This window comes from Erwinia sp. MYb375 (assembly GCF_037479175.1).
Taxonomy (GTDB): Bacteria; Pseudomonadota; Gammaproteobacteria; order Enterobacterales; family Enterobacteriaceae; genus Erwinia; species Erwinia rhapontici.
The window spans coordinates 20,877-46,220 of sequence record NZ_JBBGZS010000013.1; the positions used below are offsets into that span (position 1 = coordinate 20,877).

General features: G+C 55.7%; 24 protein-coding genes. 17 read left to right on the forward strand and 7 right to left on the reverse strand.

Annotated features, from left to right (window positions below; all coding sequences use genetic code 11):
- Position 1: 1 nt before the first annotated feature.
- On the reverse strand, positions 2-1,162 hold the full coding sequence (gene metB, locus WH279_RS06215; RefSeq protein WP_339455332.1) for a cystathionine gamma-synthase: 1,161 nt from the start codon (positions 1,160-1,162) through the stop codon (positions 2-4).
- 243 nt (positions 1,163-1,405) lie between these two features.
- Between metB and metJ the strand changes: the two genes are divergently transcribed.
- Positions 1,406-1,723: a met regulon transcriptional regulator MetJ gene (gene metJ / locus WH279_RS06220; protein ID WP_133846350.1), complete on the forward strand. Its 318-nt coding sequence runs from the start codon at positions 1,406-1,408 to the stop codon at positions 1,721-1,723.
- 167 nt (positions 1,724-1,890) lie between these two features.
- Here metJ and rpmE read toward each other — a convergent pair whose 3' ends face one another.
- A complete protein-coding gene (gene rpmE / locus WH279_RS06225) occupies positions 1,891-2,103 on the reverse strand; it encodes a 50S ribosomal protein L31 (protein ID WP_133846351.1) in 213 nt (70 codons plus the stop codon).
- Positions 2,104-2,320: 217 nt separating this feature from the next.
- On the opposite strand from rpmE, the gene priA reads away from it, so the two are divergent.
- The 7 genes from priA (at position 2,321) to rraA (ending at position 10,491) form a co-directional block, all read left to right on the forward strand.
- The gene (gene priA, locus WH279_RS06230) at positions 2,321-4,519 is read left to right on the forward strand and encodes a primosomal protein N' (protein WP_339455333.1); all 2,199 of its coding nucleotides are present in this window, start codon (positions 2,321-2,323) and stop codon (positions 4,517-4,519) included.
- Positions 4,520-4,725: 206 nt separating this feature from the next.
- Positions 4,726-5,763, forward strand: coding sequence for a DNA-binding transcriptional regulator CytR (gene cytR / locus WH279_RS06235; protein WP_200643388.1), 1,038 nt, complete (start codon positions 4,726-4,728; stop codon positions 5,761-5,763).
- Between the two features lie 177 nt (positions 5,764-5,940).
- Entirely contained in the window at positions 5,941-6,843 is a 903-nt protein-coding gene (gene ftsN, locus WH279_RS06240) for a cell division protein FtsN (protein ID WP_339455334.1), read from the forward strand.
- Positions 6,844-6,933: 90 nt separating this feature from the next.
- On the forward strand, positions 6,934-7,464 hold the full coding sequence (gene hslV / locus WH279_RS06245; RefSeq protein WP_133846355.1) for an ATP-dependent protease subunit HslV: 531 nt from the start codon (positions 6,934-6,936) through the stop codon (positions 7,462-7,464).
- A 12-nt stretch (positions 7,465-7,476) separates the two neighbouring features.
- Positions 7,477-8,808 carry an HslU--HslV peptidase ATPase subunit gene (hslU, locus tag WH279_RS06250; protein ID WP_167864836.1) on the forward strand — a complete coding sequence of 444 codons (1,332 nt, stop codon included), beginning with the start codon at positions 7,477-7,479 and terminating at the stop codon, positions 8,806-8,808.
- A 164-nt stretch (positions 8,809-8,972) separates the two neighbouring features.
- The gene (locus WH279_RS06255) at positions 8,973-9,899 is read left to right on the forward strand and encodes a 1,4-dihydroxy-2-naphthoate polyprenyltransferase (protein WP_339455335.1); all 927 of its coding nucleotides are present in this window, start codon (positions 8,973-8,975) and stop codon (positions 9,897-9,899) included.
- Positions 9,900-10,005: 106 nt separating this feature from the next.
- Positions 10,006-10,491: a ribonuclease E activity regulator RraA gene (rraA, locus tag WH279_RS06260; protein WP_133846358.1), complete on the forward strand. Its 486-nt coding sequence runs from the start codon at positions 10,006-10,008 to the stop codon at positions 10,489-10,491.
- A 74-nt stretch (positions 10,492-10,565) separates the two neighbouring features.
- Here rraA and zapB read toward each other — a convergent pair whose 3' ends face one another.
- On the reverse strand, positions 10,566-10,805 hold the full coding sequence (gene zapB, locus WH279_RS06265; protein WP_133846359.1) for a cell division protein ZapB: 240 nt from the start codon (positions 10,803-10,805) through the stop codon (positions 10,566-10,568).
- A gap of 445 nt (positions 10,806-11,250) precedes the next feature.
- Here zapB and WH279_RS06270 point away from each other — a divergent pair, with 445 nt between their 5' ends.
- From WH279_RS06270 to glpX, 3 genes are all read left to right on the forward strand, one after another.
- Positions 11,251-12,093: an MIP/aquaporin family protein gene (locus WH279_RS06270; protein WP_167864835.1), complete on the forward strand. Its 843-nt coding sequence runs from the start codon at positions 11,251-11,253 to the stop codon at positions 12,091-12,093.
- Between the two features lie 34 nt (positions 12,094-12,127).
- Positions 12,128-13,642, forward strand: a complete 1,515-nt coding sequence (gene glpK / locus WH279_RS06275; RefSeq protein WP_200643392.1) for a glycerol kinase GlpK — start codon at positions 12,128-12,130, stop codon at positions 13,640-13,642.
- Between the two features lie 100 nt (positions 13,643-13,742).
- Positions 13,743-14,753: a class II fructose-bisphosphatase gene (gene glpX / locus WH279_RS06280; RefSeq protein ID WP_339455336.1), complete on the forward strand. Its 1,011-nt coding sequence runs from the start codon at positions 13,743-13,745 to the stop codon at positions 14,751-14,753.
- A 156-nt stretch (positions 14,754-14,909) separates the two neighbouring features.
- Here glpX and emrD read toward each other — a convergent pair whose 3' ends face one another.
- Positions 14,910-16,088 carry a multidrug efflux MFS transporter EmrD gene (emrD, locus tag WH279_RS06285; RefSeq protein ID WP_339455337.1) on the reverse strand — a complete coding sequence of 393 codons (1,179 nt, stop codon included), beginning with the start codon at positions 16,086-16,088 and terminating at the stop codon, positions 14,910-14,912.
- A 308-nt stretch (positions 16,089-16,396) separates the two neighbouring features.
- Between emrD and fpr the strand changes: the two genes are divergently transcribed.
- A complete protein-coding gene (gene fpr / locus WH279_RS06290) occupies positions 16,397-17,143 on the forward strand; it encodes a ferredoxin--NADP(+) reductase (RefSeq protein ID WP_339455338.1) in 747 nt (248 codons plus the stop codon).
- Here fpr and WH279_RS06295 read toward each other — a convergent pair.
- Complete coding sequence (locus WH279_RS06295; RefSeq protein ID WP_339455339.1) at positions 17,134-17,577, reverse strand: DUF805 domain-containing protein; 444 nt, start codon at positions 17,575-17,577, stop codon at positions 17,134-17,136. The two genes, fpr and WH279_RS06295, sit on opposite strands and share 10 nt — an antisense overlap.
- Positions 17,578-17,668: 91 nt before the next feature.
- Between WH279_RS06295 and WH279_RS06300 the strand changes: the two genes are divergently transcribed.
- Positions 17,669-18,262 (forward strand): DUF1454 family protein, encoded by a 594-nt coding sequence (locus WH279_RS06300; RefSeq protein ID WP_339455340.1) that lies wholly within the window; start codon positions 17,669-17,671, stop codon positions 18,260-18,262.
- Between the two features lie 118 nt (positions 18,263-18,380).
- Positions 18,381-19,148: a triose-phosphate isomerase gene (gene tpiA, locus WH279_RS06305; protein WP_133846367.1), complete on the forward strand. Its 768-nt coding sequence runs from the start codon at positions 18,381-18,383 to the stop codon at positions 19,146-19,148.
- 31 nt (positions 19,149-19,179) lie between these two features.
- Here the strand turns inward: tpiA and pdxR are convergent, their stop codons facing one another.
- Positions 19,180-20,613 carry a MocR-like pyridoxine biosynthesis transcription factor PdxR gene (pdxR, locus tag WH279_RS06310; RefSeq protein WP_339455341.1) on the reverse strand — a complete coding sequence of 478 codons (1,434 nt, stop codon included), beginning with the start codon at positions 20,611-20,613 and terminating at the stop codon, positions 19,180-19,182.
- Positions 20,614-20,672: 59 nt separating this feature from the next.
- On the opposite strand from pdxR, the gene WH279_RS06315 reads away from it, so the two are divergent.
- Together WH279_RS06315 and mqo are read left to right on the forward strand one after the other, a co-directional pair.
- On the forward strand, positions 20,673-21,128 hold the full coding sequence (locus tag WH279_RS06315; protein ID WP_159338326.1) for a carboxymuconolactone decarboxylase family protein: 456 nt from the start codon (positions 20,673-20,675) through the stop codon (positions 21,126-21,128).
- Between the two features lie 320 nt (positions 21,129-21,448).
- The gene (gene mqo / locus WH279_RS06320) at positions 21,449-23,011 is read left to right on the forward strand and encodes a malate dehydrogenase (quinone) (RefSeq protein WP_339455342.1); all 1,563 of its coding nucleotides are present in this window, start codon (positions 21,449-21,451) and stop codon (positions 23,009-23,011) included.
- Between the two features lie 127 nt (positions 23,012-23,138).
- Here mqo and WH279_RS06325 read toward each other — a convergent pair whose 3' ends face one another.
- Positions 23,139-23,726, reverse strand: a complete 588-nt coding sequence (locus tag WH279_RS06325; RefSeq protein WP_133846371.1) for a LysE family translocator — start codon at positions 23,724-23,726, stop codon at positions 23,139-23,141.
- 137 nt (positions 23,727-23,863) lie between these two features.
- Between WH279_RS06325 and WH279_RS06330 the strand changes: the two genes are divergently transcribed.
- Positions 23,864-25,315, forward strand: coding sequence for an aminotransferase-like domain-containing protein (locus WH279_RS06330; protein WP_200643399.1), 1,452 nt, complete (start codon positions 23,864-23,866; stop codon positions 25,313-25,315).
- Positions 25,316-25,344: the final 29 nt, after the last annotated feature.

A 25,344-nucleotide genomic window follows, 5' to 3' on the forward strand; every position in this document is an offset into this window, starting at 1 on the left:
CTTACCTCTTGGCCGCGATCCGGAATGCATTATCCAGATCGGCGATTAAATCTTCGTGATCTTCAATTCCCACCGAAATACGCAGCAGCGTCTCCGAAATCCCCGCTGCCGCACGCGCTTCAGCAGACATGCCCGCATGGGTCATGGTTGCCGTGTGGGAAATCAGACTTTCGACGCCGCCCAGCGATTCCGCCAGTGTGAATAATTCCAGCGCTTTCAGGAAACGACGCAGCGTTGCCTCATCACCGTTCAGCTCGAAACTTAGCATGGCGCCAAAGCCTTTTTGCTGACGTACCGCAAACTGATGTCCGGCATTTTCCGGCAGGGAAGGATGATACAGCTTTTTCACCAGCGGTTGTTGTTTGAGATAATCGACAATCGCCAGCGCATTACGCTGTGCCGCCGCCATACGCGGAGCCAGTGTACGCATGCCGCGCAACAGCAGATAGCTGTCAAATGCGCCACCGGTCACACCAATATTGTTCGCCCACCAGGCCAGTTCAGTCACATGCTGCGGGTCTTTGGCGACAACAGCACCGGCCACCACATCGGAGTGACCGTTAAGGTATTTGGTACAGGAGTGAATCACCAGGTCAGCACCCAGCGCCAGCGGATTCTGTAAAGCCGGGCTGAGGAAGGTATTGTCCACCACGCTAATCGCGCCAGCTTCTGCCGCAGCCTGGGTGATCGCCGCAATATCCACCACACGCAGCAGCGGGTTGCTCGGGCTTTCAATCAGTACCAGCCTGGGTTTCTCAGCCAGCGCCGCCTGTAAAGCAGCCTCATCGCCCTGGTCAACAAACTTCACGCGATACGCACCGCGTTTGCTCAGGCTATCGAACAGACGGTAACTGCCGCCGTAACAGTCATGCGGCGCCACCAGCAGGTCGCCGGGTTTCAGGAATACGGTACACACCAGATGGATGGCAGACATGCCCGTATTGGTCATCACTGCACCAGCGCCCCCTTCCAGCTCTGCCAGCGCACGTTGCACGACATCACGCGTCGGGTTGCCACGACGTGAGTAGTCATGAGCGCGCGGCTCATTGAAGTCGGTAAAGTTATAGGTGCTGGAGAGATGAATCGGTGGGACAACGCAGCCATATTGCTCGTCATCATTCAAACCGCTACGTACTGCGATGGTTGCCTGTTTACGCGTCATGGTGCATAACTTCCTGCTGGTTAATAAGATAAGACAGATAGAGTAAACAGCAGCGAGATAGACGTCAATACATCTGGACATCTAAATGTCTTTGCGTATAGATTGAGCAATGCGCGAATAACCGTTAGAATTATGTCGATATACCCCAGAGAAAGTTGTGCCATCCCGGTGTGATAGCCATCGACTTCGGGCATAATTAGCCAAATTTCGGCAATTCTACATTTAATATGATTAAGGTAACTCATGGCTGAATGGAACGGCGAATATATCAGCCCTTACGCTGAGCACGGTAAAAAAAGCGAGCAGGTTAAAAAAATCACGGTATCCATTCCGTTGAAAGTATTAAAAATTTTGACCGATGAGCGCACCCGCCGCCAGGTTAACAACTTGCGTCATGCCACCAACAGCGAACTGCTGTGCGAAGCATTTCTGCATGCATTTACCGGCCAGCCTCTGCCGGATGATGTTGACCTGCGCAAAGAACGCAGTGACGAAATTCCCGAGGAAGCAAAAGCGATCATGCGTGCAATGGGCGTCGATCCTGAGACCTGGGAATACTAAACCGTTCGGTTATCCGGTCTGCACCTGATGTCATATCGGTGCCTGCCGGGTTACCCGATAGCCCCGCATGCCACACCCCGCCGCGTCCCGATGAGCAGGCATAAAAAAACCCAGCCAGAGGCTGGGTTTTTTTACATCCGAAACGGAAACCGTTTCTTTCAGGGTGCTTATTTAGCGCCTGGGATGCTGAAACGCTTGTTGAAGCGATCCACACGGCCGCCGCTAGCAACATCACGCTGCTTACCGGTGTAGAACGGGTGGCAGTTACCACACACGTCCAGATTCAGGTCGTGACCCACGGTAGAGCGGGTTTTGATTTCATTACCGCAAGAACATTTAGCAGTAACTTCAGCGTAATTAGGGTGAATACCTTTTTTCATGGGAAAACCTCAGTTAAGGCCGTGTCGCTCTCCCGCGCCAGGATCACTCCTGCACCGGCACCACACGAAGATTAATATTTCAAGTGAAGTTGATACCAAAATGCCATACCAACGGCGGCGAACTATACAGAAATTAAACAGCCGCCGCAATCGGATCCGCACATTCCGGACGACACAGTGTACACTAACTGGCTCAATTTTTCACCCGGATGAATCCATGCCCGTTGTTCAGGTCGCGCTACCCGTTCCGCTTGCCCGCAACTTTGATTATCTGTTGCCACCTCACCTCAACCATGCCGTGGTCGGTGGGCGCGTCAGCGTGCCTTTTGGTAAGCGCAAAGCGATCGGCGTGGTTGTCGGGATTGTTGAACACAGCGACTTCCCCCTCGACCAGCTCAAAAGCGTGCATGAGGTGTTAGATAGCGACTCGCTTTACCCCGCTCCCTTGTGGCGCATCCTGCTATGGGCTGCTAATTATTATCATTATCCGCTGGGTGAAGTGCTGTTCCACGCCATGCCCGTGCTACTGCGTCAGGGCAAAGCCGCCGAAGAAGCCCCTCTCTGGCAATGGCTGATGACAGAAGAAGGCAAAGCGACCGCCCCGGAAAGCCTCAAGCGAGCACCGAAACAGCAGCAGGCACTGGCTGCGCTGCGCCATAGCGGGCTGTATCGCCATGAAGTCAGCCAGCACGACATCACCGAAGCCACACTGCAAGCGCTGCGGGCCAAAGGCCTGTGTGAGCTGCGTGCGCAGCCCCGTGCCCACCAGGACTGGCGGGAAAATTATACGGTGAAGGGTGAACGTCTGCGGCTCAATACTGAACAGGCGACCGCCGTTGGCGCTATCCGCAGCGCCGACGATCAGTTTTCTGCCTGGTTACTCGCGGGGATCACCGGATCGGGTAAAACTGAGGTTTACCTCAGCGTTCTGGAAAACATTCTGGCCAACGGCCGCCAGGTGCTGGTGCTGGTGCCGGAAATTGGTCTGACGCCGCAAACCATCGCGCGTTTTCGTGAGCGCTTTAGCGCCCCGGTGGATGTGCTGCATTCCGGGCTGAACGACAGCGAACGCCTCGCCGTATGGCTGCGGGCGCGCAGTGGTGAAACAGCCATTGTGATTGGCACCCGATCTTCCCTCTTCACGCCGTTTGCCCGCCTGGGCGCCATCATTATCGATGAAGAGCATGACAGCTCTTACAAACAGCAGGAAGGCTGGCGCTATCACGCACGCGACCTGGCGGTGTTTCGTGCCCGTCAGGAAAATATTCCGATCGTGATGGGCTCAGCGACCCCCGCGCTGGAAACGCTGCAAAACGTTCAGTCAGGTAAATATCGCCAGCTTAACCTCAGCAAACGCGCCGGAAATGCCACTCAAGCCACACAGCTGCTGGTCGACCTGAAAGGCGTCAAGCTACAGGGAGGCCTGTCTCCGATGCTGATTAAGAAAATCGGCCAGCATCTCAACGCCGATAACCAGGTACTGTTGTTCCTCAACCGTCGTGGTTTCTCGCCAACGCTGCTGTGCCACGAGTGCGGCTGGATTGCCGAATGTCAGCGCTGTGACCGTTACTACACCCTGCACCAGCATCAACGCCAACTGCGCTGCCATCACTGTGACAGCCAGCGTCCGGTTCCTCATCAATGCCCGCAGTGCGGTTCCACGCATCTGGTGCCGGTCGGGCTGGGGACAGAACAGCTCGAACACAATATTGGTGAGCTGTTCCCGGGCGTCCCGCTGACGCGTATTGACCGCGATACCACCAGCCGTAAAGGGGCGCTTGAGCAGCAACTGGCTGAGGTGCATCGCGGCGGCGCGCGCATTCTGGTGGGAACGCAAATGTTGGCGAAAGGCCACCACTTCCCCGACGTTACACTGGTGTCACTGTTGGATGTCGATGGCGCGCTGTTCTCAGCGGACTTCCGTTCGGCCGAGCGCTTTGCTCAGCTGTATACCCAGGTCGCGGGGCGTGCCGGGCGTGCCGGTAAACAAGGGGAAGTGTTGTTGCAGACCCATCACCCTGAACATCCGCTGCTGCAAACCCTGATGCATCAGGGTTACGATGCCTTCGCACACCAGGCACTCAGCGAGCGCAAAAGCGTGTTCCTGCCGCCGTTCACCAGCCATGCTCTGTTTCGTGCAGAAGATCATGACAACCAGCAGGCCAGTCTCTTCCTGCAGCAGCTGCGCAATTTGCTCGAAGCCAGCCCACTTAACAGTGAATCATTCTGGGTCATGGGCCCGGTTCCGGCATTACAGGCAAAACGCAGTGGTCGGTATCGCTGGCAGCTCCTGCTTCAACATCCTTCGCGTGCCGTCTTGCAGCGCCTGATTAAATCCAGCTTGCCCCTGATCTCAACCCTGCCTCAGGCCCGTAAAGTAAAATGGACGTTAGATATCGACCCGACAGAAAGCTGACAACGTAATCGATTGCCTGCAAAGTTGCGCACTGGATCGAAAAAAGTCGCACAAGTCACAATTTTTATGCAAATTAAGTAACAGCTACCTCGCATATCTGTTAAGAATGCGGGGTCGTTCACCGCAAGCGACATTTTTAGTCGCCGGACAATACATCGTTATTAGTTGGTCAGGTCGGCTCAAGGGTTGGCGTGAGGAGAAAAGCGTTGGAGCAGAATCAAGACACATCCGTGGTGACCATGAAAAACGTGGCTGAAAAAGCTGGCGTATCAACGGCAACGGTTTCCCGTGCCCTGATGAATCCGGAAAAGGTCTCTGCTGCAACACGCTATAAGGTTGAACAGGCGGTGATCGCCGTCGGCTACTCCCCGCATTCCATGACCCGCAGCGCACGACGCAGTGAATCACGGACCGTACTGGTGATTGTGCCCGATATCTGCGACCCGTTTTTCAGTGAAATTATTCGTGGCATTGAAGTCGTGGCGGCGGCTGAAGGGTATCTGGTACTGATTGGCGACTGCGCTCACCAGAACCAACAGGAAAAGTCCTTTCTTAATCTGATGCTGACCCGCCAGATCGACGGCATGGTGCTGCTTGGCTCCAATGTGCCCTTTGAGACCGGGGTGGAAGAGCAGCGTAATCTGCCGCCCATGGTCATGGCCAATGAGTTTGCACCGGAACTGGAGCTACCAACGGTCCACATTGATAACCTGACGGCGGCCTTTGAAGCCGTTAACCATCTGCAAAAGCTCGGACATCGCCGCATTGCCTGCATCTCCGGCCCGGAAGAGATGCCGCTGTGCCAGTATCGCCTGCAGGGCTATATTCAGGCTCTGCGCCGTCACGGCATAACGGTCGACCCGACCTATATCGTGCGGGGTGACTTCACCTTCGATGCCGGTTCGCAGGCGATGAAACATCTTATGACACTACCGAGACCGCCCGATGCCTTATTTTGCCACAGCGATATCATCGCACTGGGTGCGATGTCACAGGCGAAAAATATGGGCCTGCGCGTGCCAAAAGATCTGTCAATCATCGGCTTCGATGATATTGAACTGTCACGCTACAGCGATCCGCAATTAACCACCGTTGCCCAACCGCGTTTCAACATAGGGCGCGAAGCGATGCTACTCTTGCTGGAGCAGTTGCAGGGCAGGATGGTCAGCAACGGTTCACGCCTGCTGGACTTCGAGCTGAAAATTCGCGGTAGCACCGCGCCCTCCCTGCGCGACGAAGAGTGATTTTTCCAAATAGCGGTAGCACGCCATGCCTGGTTTTGGGCAAAAATCAGCGGATTCTTAGTAAGATCGCTGCTGGTCAAACTTCCGGCCCTTCAGTAACATGGCGGGCTATCATCGGGTACACATTTTCACTCTTTTAGCCCGGCCTTACCTTCATAGATTATTAGCGGAACGATAGTGGCACAAAAAGATTATGTAGGCCGCGGGCGTTCGACAGGGACGCGTCGCAAAAAAACCAACAGTCGCAGCAAGAAGCGCAGCAGTGGATCCGGTGTATCAAAAATCATGATAGTGCTGGCGGTTGCCGTTCTGGTCACCTTTATCGGTGGCTTGTGGTTTATCGCGCATCATAAAAAAGAAGATACGCCAGTGATCCCCGACCACAAGGCGACCGGCAATGGCCTGCCACCCAAACCGGAAGAACGCTGGCGTTATATTAAAGAGCTGGAGAACCGTCAGCTTGGGGTTCCTACGCCAACAGAACCCACGTCAGGGGGCGAAGCACATTCCCAGACTCAGTTAACCGATGAACAGCGTCAGCTCCTGGATCAGATGCAGGCCGATATGCGCCAGCAACCTACCCAGCTCAACGAAGTGCCGTGGAATGAACAAACGCCGGCGCAGCGCCAGCAGACCATTCAACGTCAGCAGCAGCAGAGCCAGCTTCAGCAGCAATCGCGTATGCCGCAACAGCAAACGCAGCCGCCGCGTACGCAGCCACAGACCCAAACTCAGACACCGCGCCCGGCACCGATAACACCGGTCACCCGCGAACCTGTTCGCCAGCAGAAACCGGAAATTGCCGCACAGCCGAAAGTGGAAACCAAGCCAAAAGAAGCTGAAAAAGAGAGTGCGCAGCGCTGGATGGTGCAGTGTGGTTCCTTCAAAGGCACGGACCAGGCCGAGTCCATTCGTGCTCAGTTAGCCTTTGAAGGATTTGAAAGCAGGATCACGACCGGCGGTGGCTGGAATCGGGTCGTTATCGGCCCGTATAACAACCGCAGTGCGGCCGACAGCACCCTGAAACGCCTGCGTGGTTCCGGCCACTCAAATTGTATTCCTCTGTCAGTCGGGGGTTGAAACCCCTCAAACCCGCCCCATATCTGATTGCATCAGTACCCCGTACAAAACGTGCGGGGTCATCTTCCGACTGCAATAAGGGGTCTGCCCGTGACAACAATAGTAAGTGTACGACGCAACGGCCAGGTAGTGATTGGCGGTGATGGCCAGGCTACCCTCGGCAATACCGTGATGAAAGGCAACGTCAAAAAAGTGCGTCGTCTCTACAATGACAAAGTCATTGCGGGCTTTGCGGGCGGTACCGCCGATGCCTTCACTCTGTTTGAACTTTTTGAACGCAAACTGGAAATGCACCAGGGTCATCTGGTGAAAGCCGCCGTAGAACTGGCGAAAGACTGGCGCACCGACCGTATGCTGCGCAAGCTTGAAGCACTGCTGGCAGTGGCCGATGAAAATGCCTCGCTGATCATCACCGGTAACGGGGATGTCATTCAGCCAGAAAACGACTTAATTGCTATCGGTTCGGGCGGTCCCTACGCTCAGGCAGCAGCCCGTGCACTGCTGGAAAACACCGATATCGGCGCACGCGACATCGTGGAAAAAGCGCTAGGTATTGCAGGTGATATCTGCATCTATACCAACCATAACCTCACCATCGAAGCATTACCGTCTAAAGCGTAAGGATCCTAATTTATGTCTGCTATGACTCCGCGCGAGATTGTCAGCGAACTGAACAGATTTATCATCGGCCAGGATGGCGCCAAACGTGCCGTCGCCATCGCGCTGCGTAACCGCTGGCGCCGTATGCAGCTGGACGAAGAGTTGCGTCATGAAGTGACGCCAAAAAACATTCTGATGATCGGCCCAACCGGGGTGGGTAAAACGGAAATTGCCCGCCGCCTGGCAAAACTGGCTAACGCCCCTTTCATCAAAGTCGAAGCGACCAAGTTCACCGAAGTGGGCTATGTGGGTAAAGAAGTGGATTCGATTATCCGCGATCTGACCGATTCTGCGATTAAAATGGTGCGCTCACAGGCGATTGAGAAATATCGCTACCGCGCCGAAGAAATGGCCGAAGAGCGCATTCTCGATGTGTTGATCCCACCGGCAAAAAATAACTGGGGCCAGAATGAAGCAGCACCTGAGCCTTCTGCTGCGCGTCAGTCCTTCCGTAAGAAGCTGCGCGAAGGCCAGCTGGATGACAAAGAGATCGAAATCGATCTGGCTGCCGTATCCGGTGGCGTAGAAATCATGGCACCTCCAGGCATGGAAGAGATGACCAGCCAGCTCCAGTCGATGTTCCAAAACCTCGGCGGGCAGAAGCAGAAACCTCGGAAGCTGAAGATTAAAGAGGCGATGAAACTGCTGGTGGAAGAAGAAGCCGCCAAACTGGTGAACCCGGAAGAGCTGAAGCAGGAAGCGATCGACGCGGTTGAACAGCACGGTATCGTGTTTATCGATGAGATTGATAAAGTCTGTAAACGGGGTGAATCGTCCGGTCCTGACGTGTCTCGCGAAGGTGTACAGCGTGACCTGCTGCCACTGGTCGAAGGCTGTACGGTATCGACAAAACACGGCATGGTAAAAACTGACCACATCCTGTTTATCGCTTCCGGCGCATTCCAGGTGGCCAGCCCGTCAGACTTGATCCCTGAGTTGCAGGGTCGCCTGCCTATCCGCGTTGAACTTCAGGCGCTGACCACGCACGACTTTGAGCGTATCCTCACCGAACCAAGTGCCTCCATCACCGTGCAGTATAAAGCACTGATGAACACGGAGGGTGTGGAGATTAACTTTACCCCTGACGGCATCAGTAAGATTGCTGCTGCGGCATGGCAGGTGAATGAGACCGCTGAAAACATCGGTGCACGTCGTCTGCATACCGTACTTGAGCGTCTGATGGAAGATATCTCCTACGACGCCAGCGACCTGAATGGCCAGTCGATTACCATTGATGCCGAGTATGTGGGCAAACATCTGGATGAGCTGGTGGCTGACGAAGATCTCAGCCGCTTTATCCTGTAAGAAAACGGTTCGACACATCAGGAGGCTTCGGCCTCCTTTTTTTATATCCTCTGCCAACTTGACCAGGATTAACTCCTGCTACGCAAATCCCCCTTACCATGATACCGATATCGTGCTGGCACTCGCCGCACTGGACCTGAAACGGATCGGAGGCGCAACCTGTCATGGATAATACTCAATTGGCTCCCCCACTCTCAATGCCCCAGGCCTGGCTGGAAAGCCTGCGTCTGCGCACACTCCCCCTCGCCTGTGCCTCGATCATTACCGGTAGCGCACTGGCGTGGCATCAGGGGCATTTTGACCCCTCCATCGCCCTGCTGGCGCTGCTGACCACCACGCTGTTACAGATCCTCTCTAACCTGGCGAATGACTACGGCGATGCCCTGAAAGGCAGTGATACGCCGCAGCGTATCGGGCCGTTGCGTGGCATGCAGAAAGGGGCGATCACCAAAGAGCAGATGCGCATCGCGCTGATGCTGACCGTGGCCATCACCACCGGTTGTGGCCTGCTGCTGATCCTGCGGGCCTGCCAGTCTCCCGCCGATATCCTCGGCTTTGTGGCGATGGGGGCGCTGTCGATGGTCGCAGCCATCGCCTATACCGTAGGGAAAAAACCCTATGGCTATCTTGGCCTGGGCGATCTGTCCGTGATGATTTTCTTTGGCTGGCTGGGGGTCATCGGCAGTAGCTATCTGCAAACACACCAGATTGATCTGCTGCTGCTGCTGCCCGCCAGTGGCTGCGGCCTGCTGGCGACCGCCGTACTGAACGTCAACAACCTGCGCGATATCGACTGCGACCGGCAGAATGGCAAATTTACGCTGGCAGTACGCCTGGGTGCACGTGGCGCACGCCGCTATCATGCCGTTCTGTTAACCACGGCACTGGCCTGCTTTGCCCTCTACAGTGCGCTGGTCGGCCTGCGTCCGGTGGGCTGGTTATTCCTGCTCACAGCCCCTCTGTTGTGGCAGCAGGGGCGCTTCATTTTGCGAGAAACCAGTGCACTGGCGATGCGACCGATGCTGGAAAAAACCGTTAAGGCGGCCCTGCTGATCAATATCCTGTTTGCCGCAGGCTTGATGTTCAGCTAAACGCGATGTGCTTGACCCATCGCAATTTTTAACAATTGATGATTTTGCCAACAGTGGCCTTTAAGCGATATACTTAGCCCTCCTGCGGCAAACAGACGAAACCCCTATGAAATACGATACTTCAGAACTGTGCGACATCTACCATGAAGATGTGAATGTCGTTGAACCGCTTTTCTCAAACTTTGGTGGTCGCACCTCGTTTGGCGGGCAAATCACCACGGTAAAATGTTTCGAAGATAACGGGCTGCTCTATGATTTGCTGGAGGAAAACGGCCGTGGTCGTGTTCTGCTGGTTGATGGTGGTGGTTCAGTACGCCGTGCGCTGGTGGACGCCGCGCTCGCAACGCTGGCTCAGCAAAATGAGTGGGAAGGCATTGTGGTGTATGGTTCTGTTCGCCAGGTGGATGATCTGGAAGAACTGGATATCGGCATTCAGGCCATCGCGGCTATTCCTGCCGGGGCTGCGGGTGAAGGCATTGGTGAAAGCGACGTGCGGGTGAACTTTGGTGGCGTCACGTTCTTCTCCGGCGATCATCTGTACGCAGACAACACGGGAATGATCCTGTCCGAAGACGCGCTCGACATCGAATAAAGACGAACATATAAAATGGGTGCCCCAGGGCACCCGTTTTCTGCTTGCTTCCTGCTTTTACGCCAGGTGCAGCATTACACCTCTTCCATTTTTCCCAGCAAAGCCCGCAGACGATCCTGCCAGACATGCTGCTCTTCTTTTAACTGCTGATTTTCACGCACCAGCGCATCACTGCTGCCTGCTGCCTGCTGAACCTGCTGGTTCAAATTACCGTTTTGTTCTTTAAGCTCTTCGATTTCCATCTGCAACAGCGTGATGGTATCAATCGCCTGCTGCACTTTCGCTTCCAGTTTCTCGAATACTTCAAATGACATGTCTATAACCTCTCCTAATCGCAGGGCGTTGATGATGCTAGCCGCAGGGGTGAGGAATGAACCGGCATTCCGCGGATAACAACGATTCTCCGATTGTAAGTAGAGCGACAGCTCAAGTCCAGCAGCGAACCCTTACAGGGCGTAGTCTGTAACAATTTTCAGTCTATACCTGGTCTCATTAACATCTTCCCCCTCCTGATGTAAGGTCAGCGTTAAATAATTGCGCATTTCACACGCGATCAAACGCGCACCAGGTCGTGTTTGGAAAGCAAAAAGACGCGAAAACGCTCATTTTTATGACACAGAACACAATTTTTGATTTCGCTATTTCTCGTTTATGCTCGTTAACGATAAATTCACAACAGCCCTACATAAGATTTGGGTGATTCATGGATGAAACAAAACTAAGAAGCTAAACCATTAACCTCGCCTTCAGGAATTCATCATGAGTCAGACAACAAGTACACTTAAGGGGCAGTGCATCGCCGAGTTTCTCGGCACTGCCACGATCATCTTTTTCGGTGCTGGCTGCGTGGCCGCAATGAAAGTTGCCGGAGCCAGTTTCGGCCTCTGGGAAATCAGTATTGTCTGGGGCCTGGCCGTTGCGATGGCCGTCTATCTGACCGCCGGTATTTCAGGCGCTCACCTGAACCCCGCCGTCAGCGTCGCTCTGTGGCTGTTCGCCAATTTCGAAGGGCGTAAAGTGCTGCCCTATACGATCGCACAGGTAGCGGGTGCATTCTGCTCCGCAGCGCTGGTGTACGGCCTGTATCACAATCTCTTCCTCGATTACGAACAGACACATCACATGGTACGTGGCAGCGTCGAGAGCCTCGACCTCGCGGGCATCTTCTCCACGTACCCTAACCCGCACATCAGCGTAGGCCAGGCATTCCTGGTTGAAATGGTCATTACCGCTATCATGATGGCATTGATTATGGCACTGACCGATGACGGTAACGGCCTGCCGCGTGGCCCGATGGCACCGCTGCTGATTGGTTTCCTTATCGCCATCATCGGCGCCGCAATGGGCCCACTGACCGGCTTTGCACTGAACCCGGCACGTGATTTCGGACCTAAGCTGTTCGCCTGGGTGGCTGGCTGGGGTAATGTTGCCTTCACCGGTGCCCGTGATATTCCGTATTTCCTTGTTCCGATCTTTGGCCCACTGATCGGTGCAAGCCTCGGTGCCTTTGGCTACCGCGCCCTGATTGCCAACAACCTTCCGGGTAAGGTTGTGGAGAAACAGGAAAAATCAGCACCGCGCGCTGCACAGCGTAAAGCGTAATCCTGCTCATTGCTTACACCATCAGGAACCTATTATGACCGTAGAAAAAAAATACATTGTCGCACTCGACCAGGGAACCACCAGCTCCCGCGCCGTGATTCTGGATCATGACTCCAATATCGTTGCGGTATCACAGCGTGAATTCCAGCAAATCTACCCGAAAGCGGGTTGGGTTGAGCATGACCCGATGGATATCTGGGCGTCACAGAGCTCCACCTTGGTCGAAGTCCTGGCACATGCGGACATTAACTCTGACGAGATTGCCGCGATTGGTATCACCAATCAGCGTGAAACCACCATTGTGTGGGACAAAGAAACCGGCAAGCCGATTTACAACGCCATCGTCTGGCAGGACCCGCGTACCGCCGACTACTGCTCGAAGCTGAAAAAAGAAGGCCTGGAAGAGTACATCCGTCATACCACAGGTCTGGTGATTAACCCGTACTTCTCCGGCACCAAAGTGAAGTGGATCCTCGACCACGTGGAAGGCTCCCGCGATCGTGCACGCCGTGGCGAACTGTTGTTCGGCACCGTCGACTCCTGGCTGGTGTGGAAAATGACGCAGGGACGGGTTCATATCACCGACTACACCAACGCCTCCCGTACCATGATGTTCAACATTCACAAGCTGGAGTGGGATCAGCGCATGCTGGACATTCTCGATATCCCGCGTGAAATGTTGCCGGAAGTGAAATCCTCGTCAGAGGTCTACGGCCAGACCAACATTGGTGGTAAAGGCGGAACGCGTATTCCAATCGCCGGTATTGCGGGTGACCAGCAGGCGGCACTTTATGGCCAGCTGTGCGTCCAGCCGGGTATGGCGAAAAATACCTACGGCACGGGCTGCTTTATGTTGATGAACACCGGTACAGAAGCAGTGACCTCAACACACGGCCTGCTGACCACCATCGCCTGCGGCCCGCGTGGCGAAGTGAACTATGCGCTGGAAGGTGCGGTGTTTATCGGCGGTGCATCCATTCAGTGGCTGCGTGACGAAATGAAACTGATCAGTGACTCTACTGACTCCGAATATTTCGCCACCAAAGTCAAAGACACCAACGGCGTGTATATGGTGCCTGCATTCACCGGTTTGGGCGCCCCCTACTGGGACCCGTATGCCCGAGGCGCTATCTTCGGCCTGACGCGTGGTGCCAATGCTAACCACATCATTCGCGCCACGCTGGAGTCCATTGCTTATCAGACGCGTGACGTGCTGGAAGCGATGCAGAACGATGCCAACACCCGTCTGCAATCGCTGCGTGTTGACGGTGGTGCCGTGGCGAACAACTTCCTGATGCAGTTCCAGTCCGATATCCTCGGTGCGCGCGTTGAGCGTCCTGAAGTGCGTGAAGTGACTGCGCTGGGTTCTGCTTACCTTGCCGGTCTGGCAGTGGGCTTCTGGAAAGATCTGGATGAAGTGCGCGCCAAGTCCGTCATCGAGCGCGAATTCCGCCCAAGCATCGAAACCACCCAGCGCAACGTGCTGTACGCAGGATGGAAGAAAGCCGTCGCCCGTGCGCAGGCATGGGAAGACGCTGACGACAAGTAATCATCTCCTGCCCGTGGTCGCCTGACCACGGGTATCTCCCTTCCCCGCTCCGCTCCCTGTGATAAACTTCCCGCCTCATTAGTTTCCTTAAAGGCATGTCATGAAACGAGAACTGGCGATTGAATTTTCCCGCGTAACAGAAGCAGCGGCACTGGCTGGCTATAAGTGGCTGGGGCGTGGCGATAAAAATGCGGCAGACGGCGCAGCCGTACACGCAATGCGCATCATGCTCAACAAAGTGGATATCGACGGTCAGATCGTGATTGGCGAAGGGGAAATTGATGAAGCGCCGATGCTCTATATCGGCGAGAAAGTCGGGACAGGCAACGGGGATGCGGTGGATATTGCCGTCGACCCTATTGAAGGTACGCGCATGACCGCACTGGGACAGGCCAATGCACTGGCGGTCATGGCCGTCGGGGACAAAGGCACCTTCCTGCACGCACCGGATATGTATATGGAGAAGCTGGTGGTCGGTCCTGGGGCTAAAGGCGCTATTGACCTTAACCTGCCGCTGGAAGAGAACCTGCAACGCGTTGCCCGTGCCCTGAATAAACCCCTGACAGAACTGACCGTGACCCTGCTGGCGAAACCACGCCACGATGCGGTGATTGCCAGCCTGCAACAGCTTGGCGTACGCGTATTTACGTTCCCGGACGGTGATGTTGCCGCGTCGATCCTGACCTGCATGCCGGACAGCGAGGTCGACGTGATGTACGGCATCGGTGGCGCACCGGAAGGCGTGGTCTCAGCCGCCGTGATCCGTGCGCTGGATGGCGATATGCAGGCTCGTCTGCTGGCACGTCATGACGTTAAGGGTGATACCCCTGAGAACCGTCAGTTGGGCGAACAGGAGCTGTCACGCTGTGCGGAAATGGGGATTGTCGCCGGACAGGTGCTGAAACTGGAAGAGATGGCGCGTAACGACAACGTGATTTTCTCCGCGACCGGCATTACCAGCGGTGACCTGTTAAAAGGCATCACCCGTCAGGGTAATATGGCGACCACTGAAACGCTGCTGATCCGTGGTAAATCCCGCACCATCCGACGTATTCAGTCGATCCATTACCTCGACCTGAAAGACGAAAGCCTGCACCCGTATATTTTGTGATCGTCTACCGTCTCCCAGGTGTCAATGCGGGGCGGGCATGCCCGACCCCTACACGGTGTCAAGGCGGGCCCGGGGCTTGCCCGACCCCTACATGGTTTCTGAGACCGTAGGGGCGAGGCACGCCTCGCCCTGTGCCAAAGCGGGTAAACGACAGCCTTACACCGCGTGCGGCTGTGGATGTTTTGACAGCGGCAGCCAGCACAGCAGGATCAGCAGGGCAGTGGCAAACATCAGCATCCCCAGACTAAACTGACCGGTTTGCGGCAACAGCGCAGACAGCCACGCGACAAGCCCGGAACCGAGATTCTGTAATCCCCCCACCAGCGCTCCGGCGGTGCCCGCCATATACGGCCAGGGCTCCATTGCACCCGTCGTTGCCAGCGGAAACAGCATCCCGGCACCGAAAAAGAACAGCGATGCCGGCACAATCAGCGTCCACAGATTCATCACGCCCAGCCATCCGGGGACCCACATCATCACGCCCGCCAGCAGGCAGCTGTTTACCGCATACCACATCACCGTGGTAAAGGATTTCTCACTGCGCCCGGCAAACCAGGCACCAAAGAAGGCCGCAGGCAGGGGCAGAATAAACAGCACACTGACGGCGAGGCTGCTCATACCCAGTACACCGCCCATCAGTACGCCACAGCTGGCCTCAAACACCGCAATCCCAGACAGCGCACCGATCAGAATCACCAGATAACGGACAAAACTGCTGTCGGCCAGCAGTGGACGGTAACGGGAGAACAGCGGGCGCGTCTGCTGCCCTGCGGGGCGCGTTTCCGGCAGCCAACGCAGCATCACGCCAGCAACGATCAGGCATAACAGCAGTAAAAATGCGAAACAAGCGCGCCAGCCAAACAGGTGTGTCAGCCCGGCACCAATCACGGGAGCAATCAACGGACTGACCAGAATTCCCATGTTTAGCAAGCTGTTGGCATGACGTAGCGCACTGCCGGCGTAGAGATCACGCGGCATTGTGCGCGCCATCACCCCGGCAACACCCGTGCCCATTCCCTGAATAGCGGCACCCAGCACCAGACCATTCAGACTGTCTGCCAACAGCGCGGTGAGCGATCCGGCGATAAACACCGCCATTCCCATCAGGATCACCGGGCGACGCCCGATACTGTCAGACAGCGGGCCGTAAAACAGCTGCGAGGCACCGTAGGCCATCAGATAGGCAGCCATCACCCGTTGTACCGCACCATCGCGTACATGGAAGACATCAGCAATGGTCGACATCGCCGGAACATAGATCGTCTGCGCCATCTGTCCCACCGCGAGCAACGCCATCAGCATCACCAGCAAATGGCCATTTTCTATTTTTTTCATTACGTTACGACTCTTCTAAAAAGCGGAAACTCACCCAACCAGCAAGGGTGGCCAGTCATACCGGCACAATGGCGCTGAAAATATCAGGAATGCGTAGCAAAGCGAGGGGGACACGGTAAATAACGCTGACGCCACTGTCAGTAAAAGCAGGCGTGTCTGTAAAACATTTTTTACGCTACGTTTAAATAGTGCTCATACTTTGTCGATATGAGCTTTCACCCGGGCCGTCGGGTGGAAAAAAAACCGATGGCTGGCGAAGATAGCCGCAGAGACGTCACTTATGTCGCAAGCGAATGAAGGAGTTTTTTATGGCCGTATGGGTCAACGCCCGCGTTAAACATGTCACCGACTGGACCGACAGTCTGTTCAGCCTGACGGTGACCGCTCCCATCGACCCGTTTACCGCCGGGCAATATGCCAAGCTGGCACTGGAAATTGACGGCGAACGTGTGGTGCGCGCCTATTCATTTGTGAATGCGCCCAGCAATGAAAATCTGGAGTTCTACCTGGTCACCGTGCCGGAAGGGAAACTCAGCCCACGACTGCATGCGTTGAAACCCGGCGATGAGGTGATGATTACCCAGGATGCTCAGGGCTTCTTTGTGCTGGATGAAATCCCTGAGTGTGAAACGCTGTGGATGCTGGCAACCGGTACCGCCATCGGGCCGTATCTGTCGATTTTACAGGAAGGAAAAGGGCTGGAGCGCTTCAAAAATATCGTACTGGTCCATGCCGCACGTTATGCACAGGATCTGAGTTATCTGCCAGTGATGCAGGCATTACAGCAGCGTTACAATGGGAAACTCCAGATTCAAACCGTGGTCAGTCGCGAAGAGAGCCCGGGCTCACTGACGGGCAGAGTGCCCGCGCTAATAGAGAGTGGCCAGCTGGAAGCGGTGACCGGGCTGAGCATCGATGCTGAACACAGCCATGTCATGCTGTGTGGCAACCCGCAAATGGTGCGCGATACCCAGCAAGTTTTAAAAGAAACCCGCGGCATGCGTAAACATCTCAAGCGCAAACCCGGGCATATCACCAGCGAACATTACTGGTAATCCGGTGAGCGGCGGCGCAGATAAACCACAGGCTGCGTCGCTTTGCCAAACCGATTATCACCCGGTGTACCCGCAAAACCGCCCAGTTCAACCACCATACCGACCATGATCAATGTGGGAATAAAACGGCCCACCAGCCACTGCGCATCTCCCGGCAATATCGCCCAGTGCCCCGCCATCAGCATCCAGGCGACGATAAACAGCAGCGCCCACTGGCCGCCTTTGTTACGGTCGTGCAGTCGTTTTACCATGACAGCACTGGTGGGCCACAGCAGGGCCACCACACAGAAAGCCGCCGTCTGCGTATCCAACAGACCATTGCCTGCCAGCGTAAAGAGCAGCACCAGCATCAGCAGCCAGGCCACCTGCCAGATCCAGAAGTCGCGCCGTCCCAGGCGACCACGAAAAGAGAAACACCATTGCTGTAACGTCATTATTTTTATCTCAGAGTCCGGGTGCCCTTTGACTTTGCCGGTCATTGTCCGTTTTAATCTTGGGCTGAGTTTACTGGTTAGGGTCATTGAAATGAAGAACGCGATTTTGGCAGCAGTTGCACTGCTATCCGCAATGACGATCGCTGCGGCACACGCCGATCCGGACCCGCAGGATCGGACTGAGCATTTGCCCGGCGCGCCCTACTTACAGGCCGGCGCCCCCACCTTTGATATGACTATCGGCCAGTTTCGCGAAAAGTATAATGCTGCCAATAAAACGTTACCGTTAAGTGAATATCGCGCCATTGACAGCCGGAATGATAAAAGCAATCTGACGCGTGCTGCCAGCAAGATCAACGAAAATCTTTATTCGTCGACCGCACTGGAACAAGGCACGGGAAAAATCAAAACGTTGCAAATCACCTGGCTGCCCATTCCCGGCCCGGAACAGAAAGCCTCACGCGATAAAGCGCTGGCGTACATCGCGGCGCTGATTCATTACTTTGAACCGATGCTGAGTGAAGCCCAAAGCCAGAAACGTGCCGAGGCGCTGGTGACCAAAGGCACAGGCTCTCGCTTTTACCAACAGACCGAAGGGGCACTGCGCTATATCGTGGCCGATAACGGCGATAAAGGATTAACCTTTGCGGTGGAACCGTTGAAACTGGCCTTAAGCACCCCCTGAGACGACAGGCCCAAAGGATGACGAAAAGCAAAGCCTTTCCGATGTTTGATCTCTATACTGTCTGGCAGACAATGCTGCCTGCTGGCAGCTTTAATACTCTCTAAGCGTGGAGGATACAATGCGACATCCATTAGTTATGGGTAACTGGAAACTGAACGGCAACAAACACATGGTCAACGAGCTGATCGCCGGTCTGCGTACCGAGTTAAGCGGTGTTGATGGTTGTGGTGTGGCGATTGCTCCGCCTGTTATGTATCTGGATCAGGCGAAACATGCCATTTCCGGTAGCCATATCGCACTGGGTGCGCAGAACGTTGACGTTAACCTGTCTGGCGCTTTCACCGGTGAAGTCTCTGCCGACATGCTGAAAGATCTGGGCGCGCAATACATCATCATCGGCCACTCTGAGCGTCGTACTTATCACGCTGAGAGCGATGAGCTGATCGCGAAAAAATTCGCTGTGCTGAAAGCAGCCGGTCTGATCCCTGTACTGTGCATCGGCGAAACAGATGCAGAAAACGAAGCGGGCAAAACCGAAGAAGTCTGTGCACGTCAGATCGATGCCGTGCTGAACACCCTGGGCGCTGACGCGTTCAACGGCGTGGTTGTCGCTTACGAACCTGTATGGGCTATCGGTACTGGCAAATCAGCCACCCCGGCCCAGGCTCAGGCCGTTCACAAATTCATTCGTGACCATATCGCGAAGAAGGATGCTGCGGTGGCCGCTCAGGTCATCATCCAGTACGGCGGTTCTGTGAACGATAAAAATGCGGCAGAGCTGTTTGCTCAGCCAGACATCGACGGTGCCCTCGTGGGCGGCGCATCACTGAAAGCGGATGCTTTCGCGGTGATCGTTAAAGCTGCTGCTGCAGCGAAAAAAGCCTGATGATGCCTCCTGCCCCTCCCCGGGGCAGGATTTAACCGAATGTCCCGACCAGCGCTTTCAGCCGCTGCGCACACGCCTCAAACCCTTCACGTGGCATATTCGTCACACTCAGTACCAGCCCATAACGACGACGCCCCTCATCCTGATACCACACCGACAGCGGTGTTGGCGCCATGCCAAACGCCAGTGCTTCCTGCGCGATGCGCGTATCCTGGCATCCCTCCGGCAGCGCAATGATTACCGCCAGTGCCGCACGCGTTGCCTGCGGGAACAGCGGTTGCAGTGCTGCCAGCAGCGCCACCAGCCGTTCGTTGTACAGCCGCTTCATCCGGCGTAAATGACGCATAAAGTGGCCTTCGTGCAAAAATTCAGCCACCGCGTTGTGCAGCACGAAGGACGAGGCGGGTGCCAGCAGCGCGGCTGCCTCAGCAAAATGTGCCGCCTGTGATGCCGGAACAACCAGATAGCCCAGACGCAGCGACGGGCTGAGGTTTTTACTGAAAGTACCAATATGCAGCACGCGCCCCTCATCCAGCGCAGCCAGTGCCGGGGCCGCCCGCCCTTCCAGCTGCAACTCACCAAGATAGTCATCTTCAATAATCCAGCTTGCCTGGCGTTCCGCCCACGCCAGCAGCGCCGCTCGCCGTTCCAACGACAGCGTCATACCTAACGGGGCCTGCTGACCCGGCGTGACCAGCACCGCAGCGGCATCTGCCGCCAGCCGTATTCCTTCCGCCACGCACAGTCCTTGCTCATCCACGGCAACGGGAACGGCTTCGACACCTGCAAGCGTTAGCGCTTTACGGGCCAGCAGATAACCGGGGTCTTCTGTCCATACCGACTTGCCACGCAAACCCAGCGCCAGGCAGATCAGCCCCAGCGCCCCGGCATAACCATTGGTGATCATCACCTGCGAAGCCTTACAACGTATGCCGCGAGCCATCGACAGATAGCTGACCAGTTGTTCCCGCAGTGCCAGGCTGCCACGCGGATCGGAATAGCCGATCGGTTTACTCACCATTTCCCGGGCATGGCGCGTGAGAATGCGCGACCAGACCTTGGCAGGAAAGGCATCGTTAGCAGGCACGCCCATCTGAAACGTCAGCGGCGGACGATCAAAAGCGTGGATAACCGACGCCAGCGGTGCCATCACTGCCGTATCCGACAGCAGATTTTTTCCCGGTGAGTGGTGAACCTCGCTCACCCAGGTGCCCGCCGATCCTTTCGCCACCAGCCGCTGACCGTCGACCAGCATGTCATACGCTGTGCGTACCGTGCCACGTGCCACACCAAGCTGTGCGGCCAGATCGCGGCAGGAGGGGACGCGCGATCCGGGCTTCAGACGCCCTTCATCAATCGCCTGCGTGATCCCCTGACGGATCTGCTCACTCAGCGAGTGGCCCGTATCGCGCCGCAGCAGAATATCGGGAACGGATGGACCATTATTTTTATGAATTCCTGGCACTTTTAGCCGCCCATAAAACAGATGAGAATAGCGCCCTACCCAGATAAAAGGACAAGGCAATGAGCGAACGTATCAACTTCTACACCACTTCACCCGCGGGTATGAAAGCACTGGCAGGTGTCTCAGGCTATGTCACGCAAAGCGGTTTGCCACACGATATTATTGAGCTGGCCTTCCTGCGCGTCTCTGAAATCAACGGCTGTGCTTACTGTATCGACATGCACACCAAAGCGTTACATAAAGCGGGCCTGCCGTGGGACAAAATTGTGCTCACCAAAGTCTGGCGTGAAGCGGGTAACTGGTTCTCCCCACGTGAACAGGCGGCGCTGGCCTGGGCAGAATCATTAACGCTGATTGCACAGACACACGCGCCGGACGCGGTTTTTGCTCAGGTGCAAGCGGAATTTAGTGACAAAGAGATCACCGACCTCACGATCACCATTGGTTTAATGAATGCTTACAACCGACTGGCGATCGCCCTGCGTAAATTGCCGGACAGTGCTCCTCGCTCTTAACTTCATTCTGTTCAAATAGTTACCCCTCATTATCCTGTGGGATATCCTTCGCCCTGGCGGGCCGTTCAACGGCCCGTATCAATGTTGCTTATTTTTTAACGCTCATCATTCTCATTTTTAATCTTTAAACACTTTTTTAATTACCCCGTAACAATGCTATATTTCTGACGCTTTTGAACAGCGATTAAACACTTTGAATTCATGTGGATTTTCGCTGTCAGCAATCCAGAAAGGGCGAAGCAGTCAGACGGGTTCAAGAAGGCCTGCCACTGCTTCTCTACTTAACATGTTGATTTCCTTCAACACGGAGATGTCGTCTCATGCGCAAACTGGCAGTAGAGAAGCACGTCGATGTATTACTGATCGGGGGTGGCGTGATGAGCGCAACACTCGGTACCTACCTGCAAGAGCTGGAGCCAGAATGGCGCATCAGCATGGTAGAGCGTCTGGATGGTGTAGCCGAAGAGAGCTCAAACGGCTGGAATAATGCCGGTACCGGCCATTCCGCTCTGATGGAGCTGAACTACACCCCAGAGAACGCAGACGGTTCTGTCGATATCAAAAAAGCGGTGGAAATTAACGAAGCCTTCCAGGTTTCCCGTCGCTTCTGGGCACACCAGGTGCAGCGTAATGTCCTGCGCGATCCTCGCAGCTTTGTCACCAGCGTCTCGCATATGAGTTTCGTCTGGGGCGAAGAGAACGTCGATTTCCTGAAAAAGCGTTTTGCCGCCTTGCAACAGAGCACTCTGTTTCGCGGGATGGAGTTCTCTGAAGACCCGGATCAGATTAAAGAGTGGGTGCCACTGGTGATGGAAGGTCGTGACAGCGCGCAGAAAGTCGCGGCGACCCGTATTCCGACCGGAACCGATGTGAATTTCGGTGAAATCACCCGCCAGCTGGTGGCATCGCTACAGCAGAGCAAAAATTTTGAGCGTCAGACCAGCCATGAAGTGCGTGCGATTAAACGCAATGACGATGGTACCTGGAGCATCACCGTATCCGACCTGAAGAACAACGATGAGAAAACAATCATCAGGGCAAAATACGTGTTTATCGGTGCCGGTGGGGCAGCGCTGACGCTGTTGCAGGAGTCCGGTATTCCGGAAGCGAAAAACTATGCCGGCTTCCCGGTCGGTGGTGAGTTCCTCGTGACCGATAACCCGGAAGTGGTAAAGCGTCATCAGTCTAAAGTGTATGGCAAAGCGTCGGTGGGTGCCCCGCCGATGTCTGTACCGCATCTTGACTCCCGCACGTTGGATGGCAAGCAGGTGCTGTTGTTCGGGCCGTTCGCCACGTTCTCCACCAAGTTCCTGAAACAGGGTTCACTGTGGGATATGTTCGGTTCCATCACGCCATCCAACCTGATGCCGATGGTCCGCGTTGGCCTGGATAACTTTGACCTGGTGAAATATCTGGTCGGTCAGGTGATGCTGAACGAAGATGACCGCATCAACGCCGTACGCGAATACTTCCCGGACGCCCAAAAAGCCGACTGGCGCCTGGTGAAAGCCGGCCAGCGCGTGCAGATCATTCAGAAGGATGCCAACAAAGGCGGCGTGCTGAAGCTGGGGACGGAAGTGGTCACCTCACAGGATGGCACGATTTCGGCACTGCTGGGTGCCTCTCCGGGCGCCTCTACGGCGGCACCGATCATGCTGGACCTGATGAGCAAAGTGTTCAAAGACCAGATGGCATCGCCGGAATGGCAGAGCAAGCTAAAGGCGATCATTCCTTTCTACGGCCAGAAACTGAATGGCAATGTGGCAGCCACCGAGCGTGAGCTGGCCGAAACCAGCCGTATTCTGCAGCTGGATTACACGCCAATGAACCCGGCCGCGAATGACGAACCCGATGTTGCAGTGGATTCCGTGGTCGGCAAGTAGTCGCTGTAACGGGCGCGGCACGCTGCGCCCCTACAGCGTTTTGCGATCCCTGCACCTCGTCAAGGCCTGCCGCGCTTTTACGATCCCTTGTAGGGGCCTGGCATGCCTGGCCCACCGCCCCTTGTCGTTATGACAGCTGGAATGCCTCCACCAGCATCCACACCGTTGTGACCAGCAATGACAGCGCCATCACGCCGTTAAACAGCTGAAGTTTCCACGCCACCTGCAGATGTTTTCCCAGCCGATCGCCCATCATTGCCCAGATCAGAATGCACGGCAGGTTCAGCGCCATAAAACTCAGCATCACCGTCAGAATCGTACTGTTCACGGTGTACATCAGCGCCACGTTGATCGCCATCAGCCAGGCTTTAGGATTCACGGCCTGGAACAATGCCCCACCGACAAACGTCATTGGCCGCGCTTTCTCACGTAACTCCGGCGCACCAGAGCGGAAGATCTTCCACGACAGCCACAGCAGGTAGGTACAGCCGAGCAGAGTCAACGGCAGACGTATCGCGCCCATCCATTGCAGTAATACCTCAAGCATCGCCCCCGCCAGCGCCGTCTGTAATCCGCAGCCGACCAGAATGCCGCTGACCATCGGCAGTGTACGGCGTATGCCAAAGTTCACGCCTGACGTGGCCAGCATCAGATTGTTCGGGCCTGGGGTGATCGACATCACCGTGACGTAGCTGATAAAAGAGGGATCAAGCATGATTTCTGTCCTGCATTCCAAGTGAGAGCATCAGTGTAATCAGCCGTCAGCAATGGTAACAGATGCAGAAACCCGCTATTGTTATGAGTACAATACGTCAAACATAGTCACTGTACCCACAGGTTGAGGAGCACATTGTGTCCATCGTTGAACCGCCGATCACGTTGTACCATCAGCTGGCAGAAACGCTGGCGGAGGCCATCCATCAGGGCACCTTTATGCCCGGCAGCCGCCTGCCCGCTATTCGCCGCTGTGCCAGCAACCATCAGGTCAGCGTCAACACCGTGCTCACCGCCTATGGCATCCTGGAAGATCGTGGGCTGATTGAAGCTCGCCCGCAGTCGGGGTACTACGTGCGCGATACGCTGCCTTCGCTGGCCCGTCCGTCTTTTCAGCGTACCAGCGTGCGTTCCCCCAGCAGCGAAAAGCTCGATCTGATTGATGCGGTGTTCGCCGCACAGAACCACAGTGACTACACCAATATCTCGCTGGCCTGTCCCCAGAGCGGGGATTTTTTCCCGACAGGGAAAATCAGCCGCATTATTGCCTCGCTTCTGCGCAGGGAACCCGAACTCATTGGCCGCTATGCGCTTCCTCCCGGCAGCCTGCGTCTGAGACGTGAAATCGCCCGCCGCTCCATGGAACTGGGCATCACCCTGAGCGCCGAAGACATCACCCTGACGCATGGCTGTATGGAAGCGCTGCAACTCGGGCTGCGTGCCGTCACACAGCCTGGCGACTGCGTCGGCGTGGAAACACCCACCTATTTCTATCTGTTCCCTCTGCTGGCCAGCCTCGGTCTGAAAGTGGTGGAAATCCCAACGGACCCTCAGTACGGGTTGTCGCTGGATGCACTGGAGCTGTTGTTACAGGAAAAACGTATCCAGGCGCTAATCGCCATGCCAAATGCGCAGAACCCATTGGGCAGTAGCATGACGCTGGATGGCAAAAAACGGCTGGCACGGCTGGTCAACCACTATCAGGTGCCGCTGCTGGAAGACGGGCTGTACGCTGAACTGCAATTCTGCTGGCCGCTGACGCCCGCAGTAAAAGCCTTCGATGACGGCGGCTGGGTGATGTACTGCACCAGTTTTACCAAAACGGTTGCCCCCGACTTCCACCTTGGCTGGATTGCCGCCGGGCGTTTCAGCCAGCAGCTGGCGCGGCTGAAAGCCGTCTCTTCACTGGCCGAGTCTCGCCTGCTGTCTGAAGCGCTGGGGCATTTTCTCGAGTCAGGTGGCTACGACCATCATCTGCGCTCACTGCGCCGTCGTTACGCCGCGCAGCTGGAAGAGGCCCGCGGTATTATCGCCCGCCATTTTCCGCAGGGAACGCGCGCCACACGCCCGAGCGGTGGCTTTGTCTTCTGGGTGGAGCTGCCGGGCAATGTCGACAGCGTTGAGCTGTTCCACCGTCTGTTGCAGGAGAAGATTTGCCTGACGCCGGGGGCACTCTATACGCTCTCCGAGCGCTGCAACAATGCATTGCGCCTCTCCTGCTGTTATCCCTTTGATGAACGCTATACCTGGGCGCTGAAACGTACGGGCGCGCTGGCGTGTGAAATGAGTGGCATTGCGGCGGGAATGTAACGGCGTGGTGAAACGCAACAGCGGGTCGA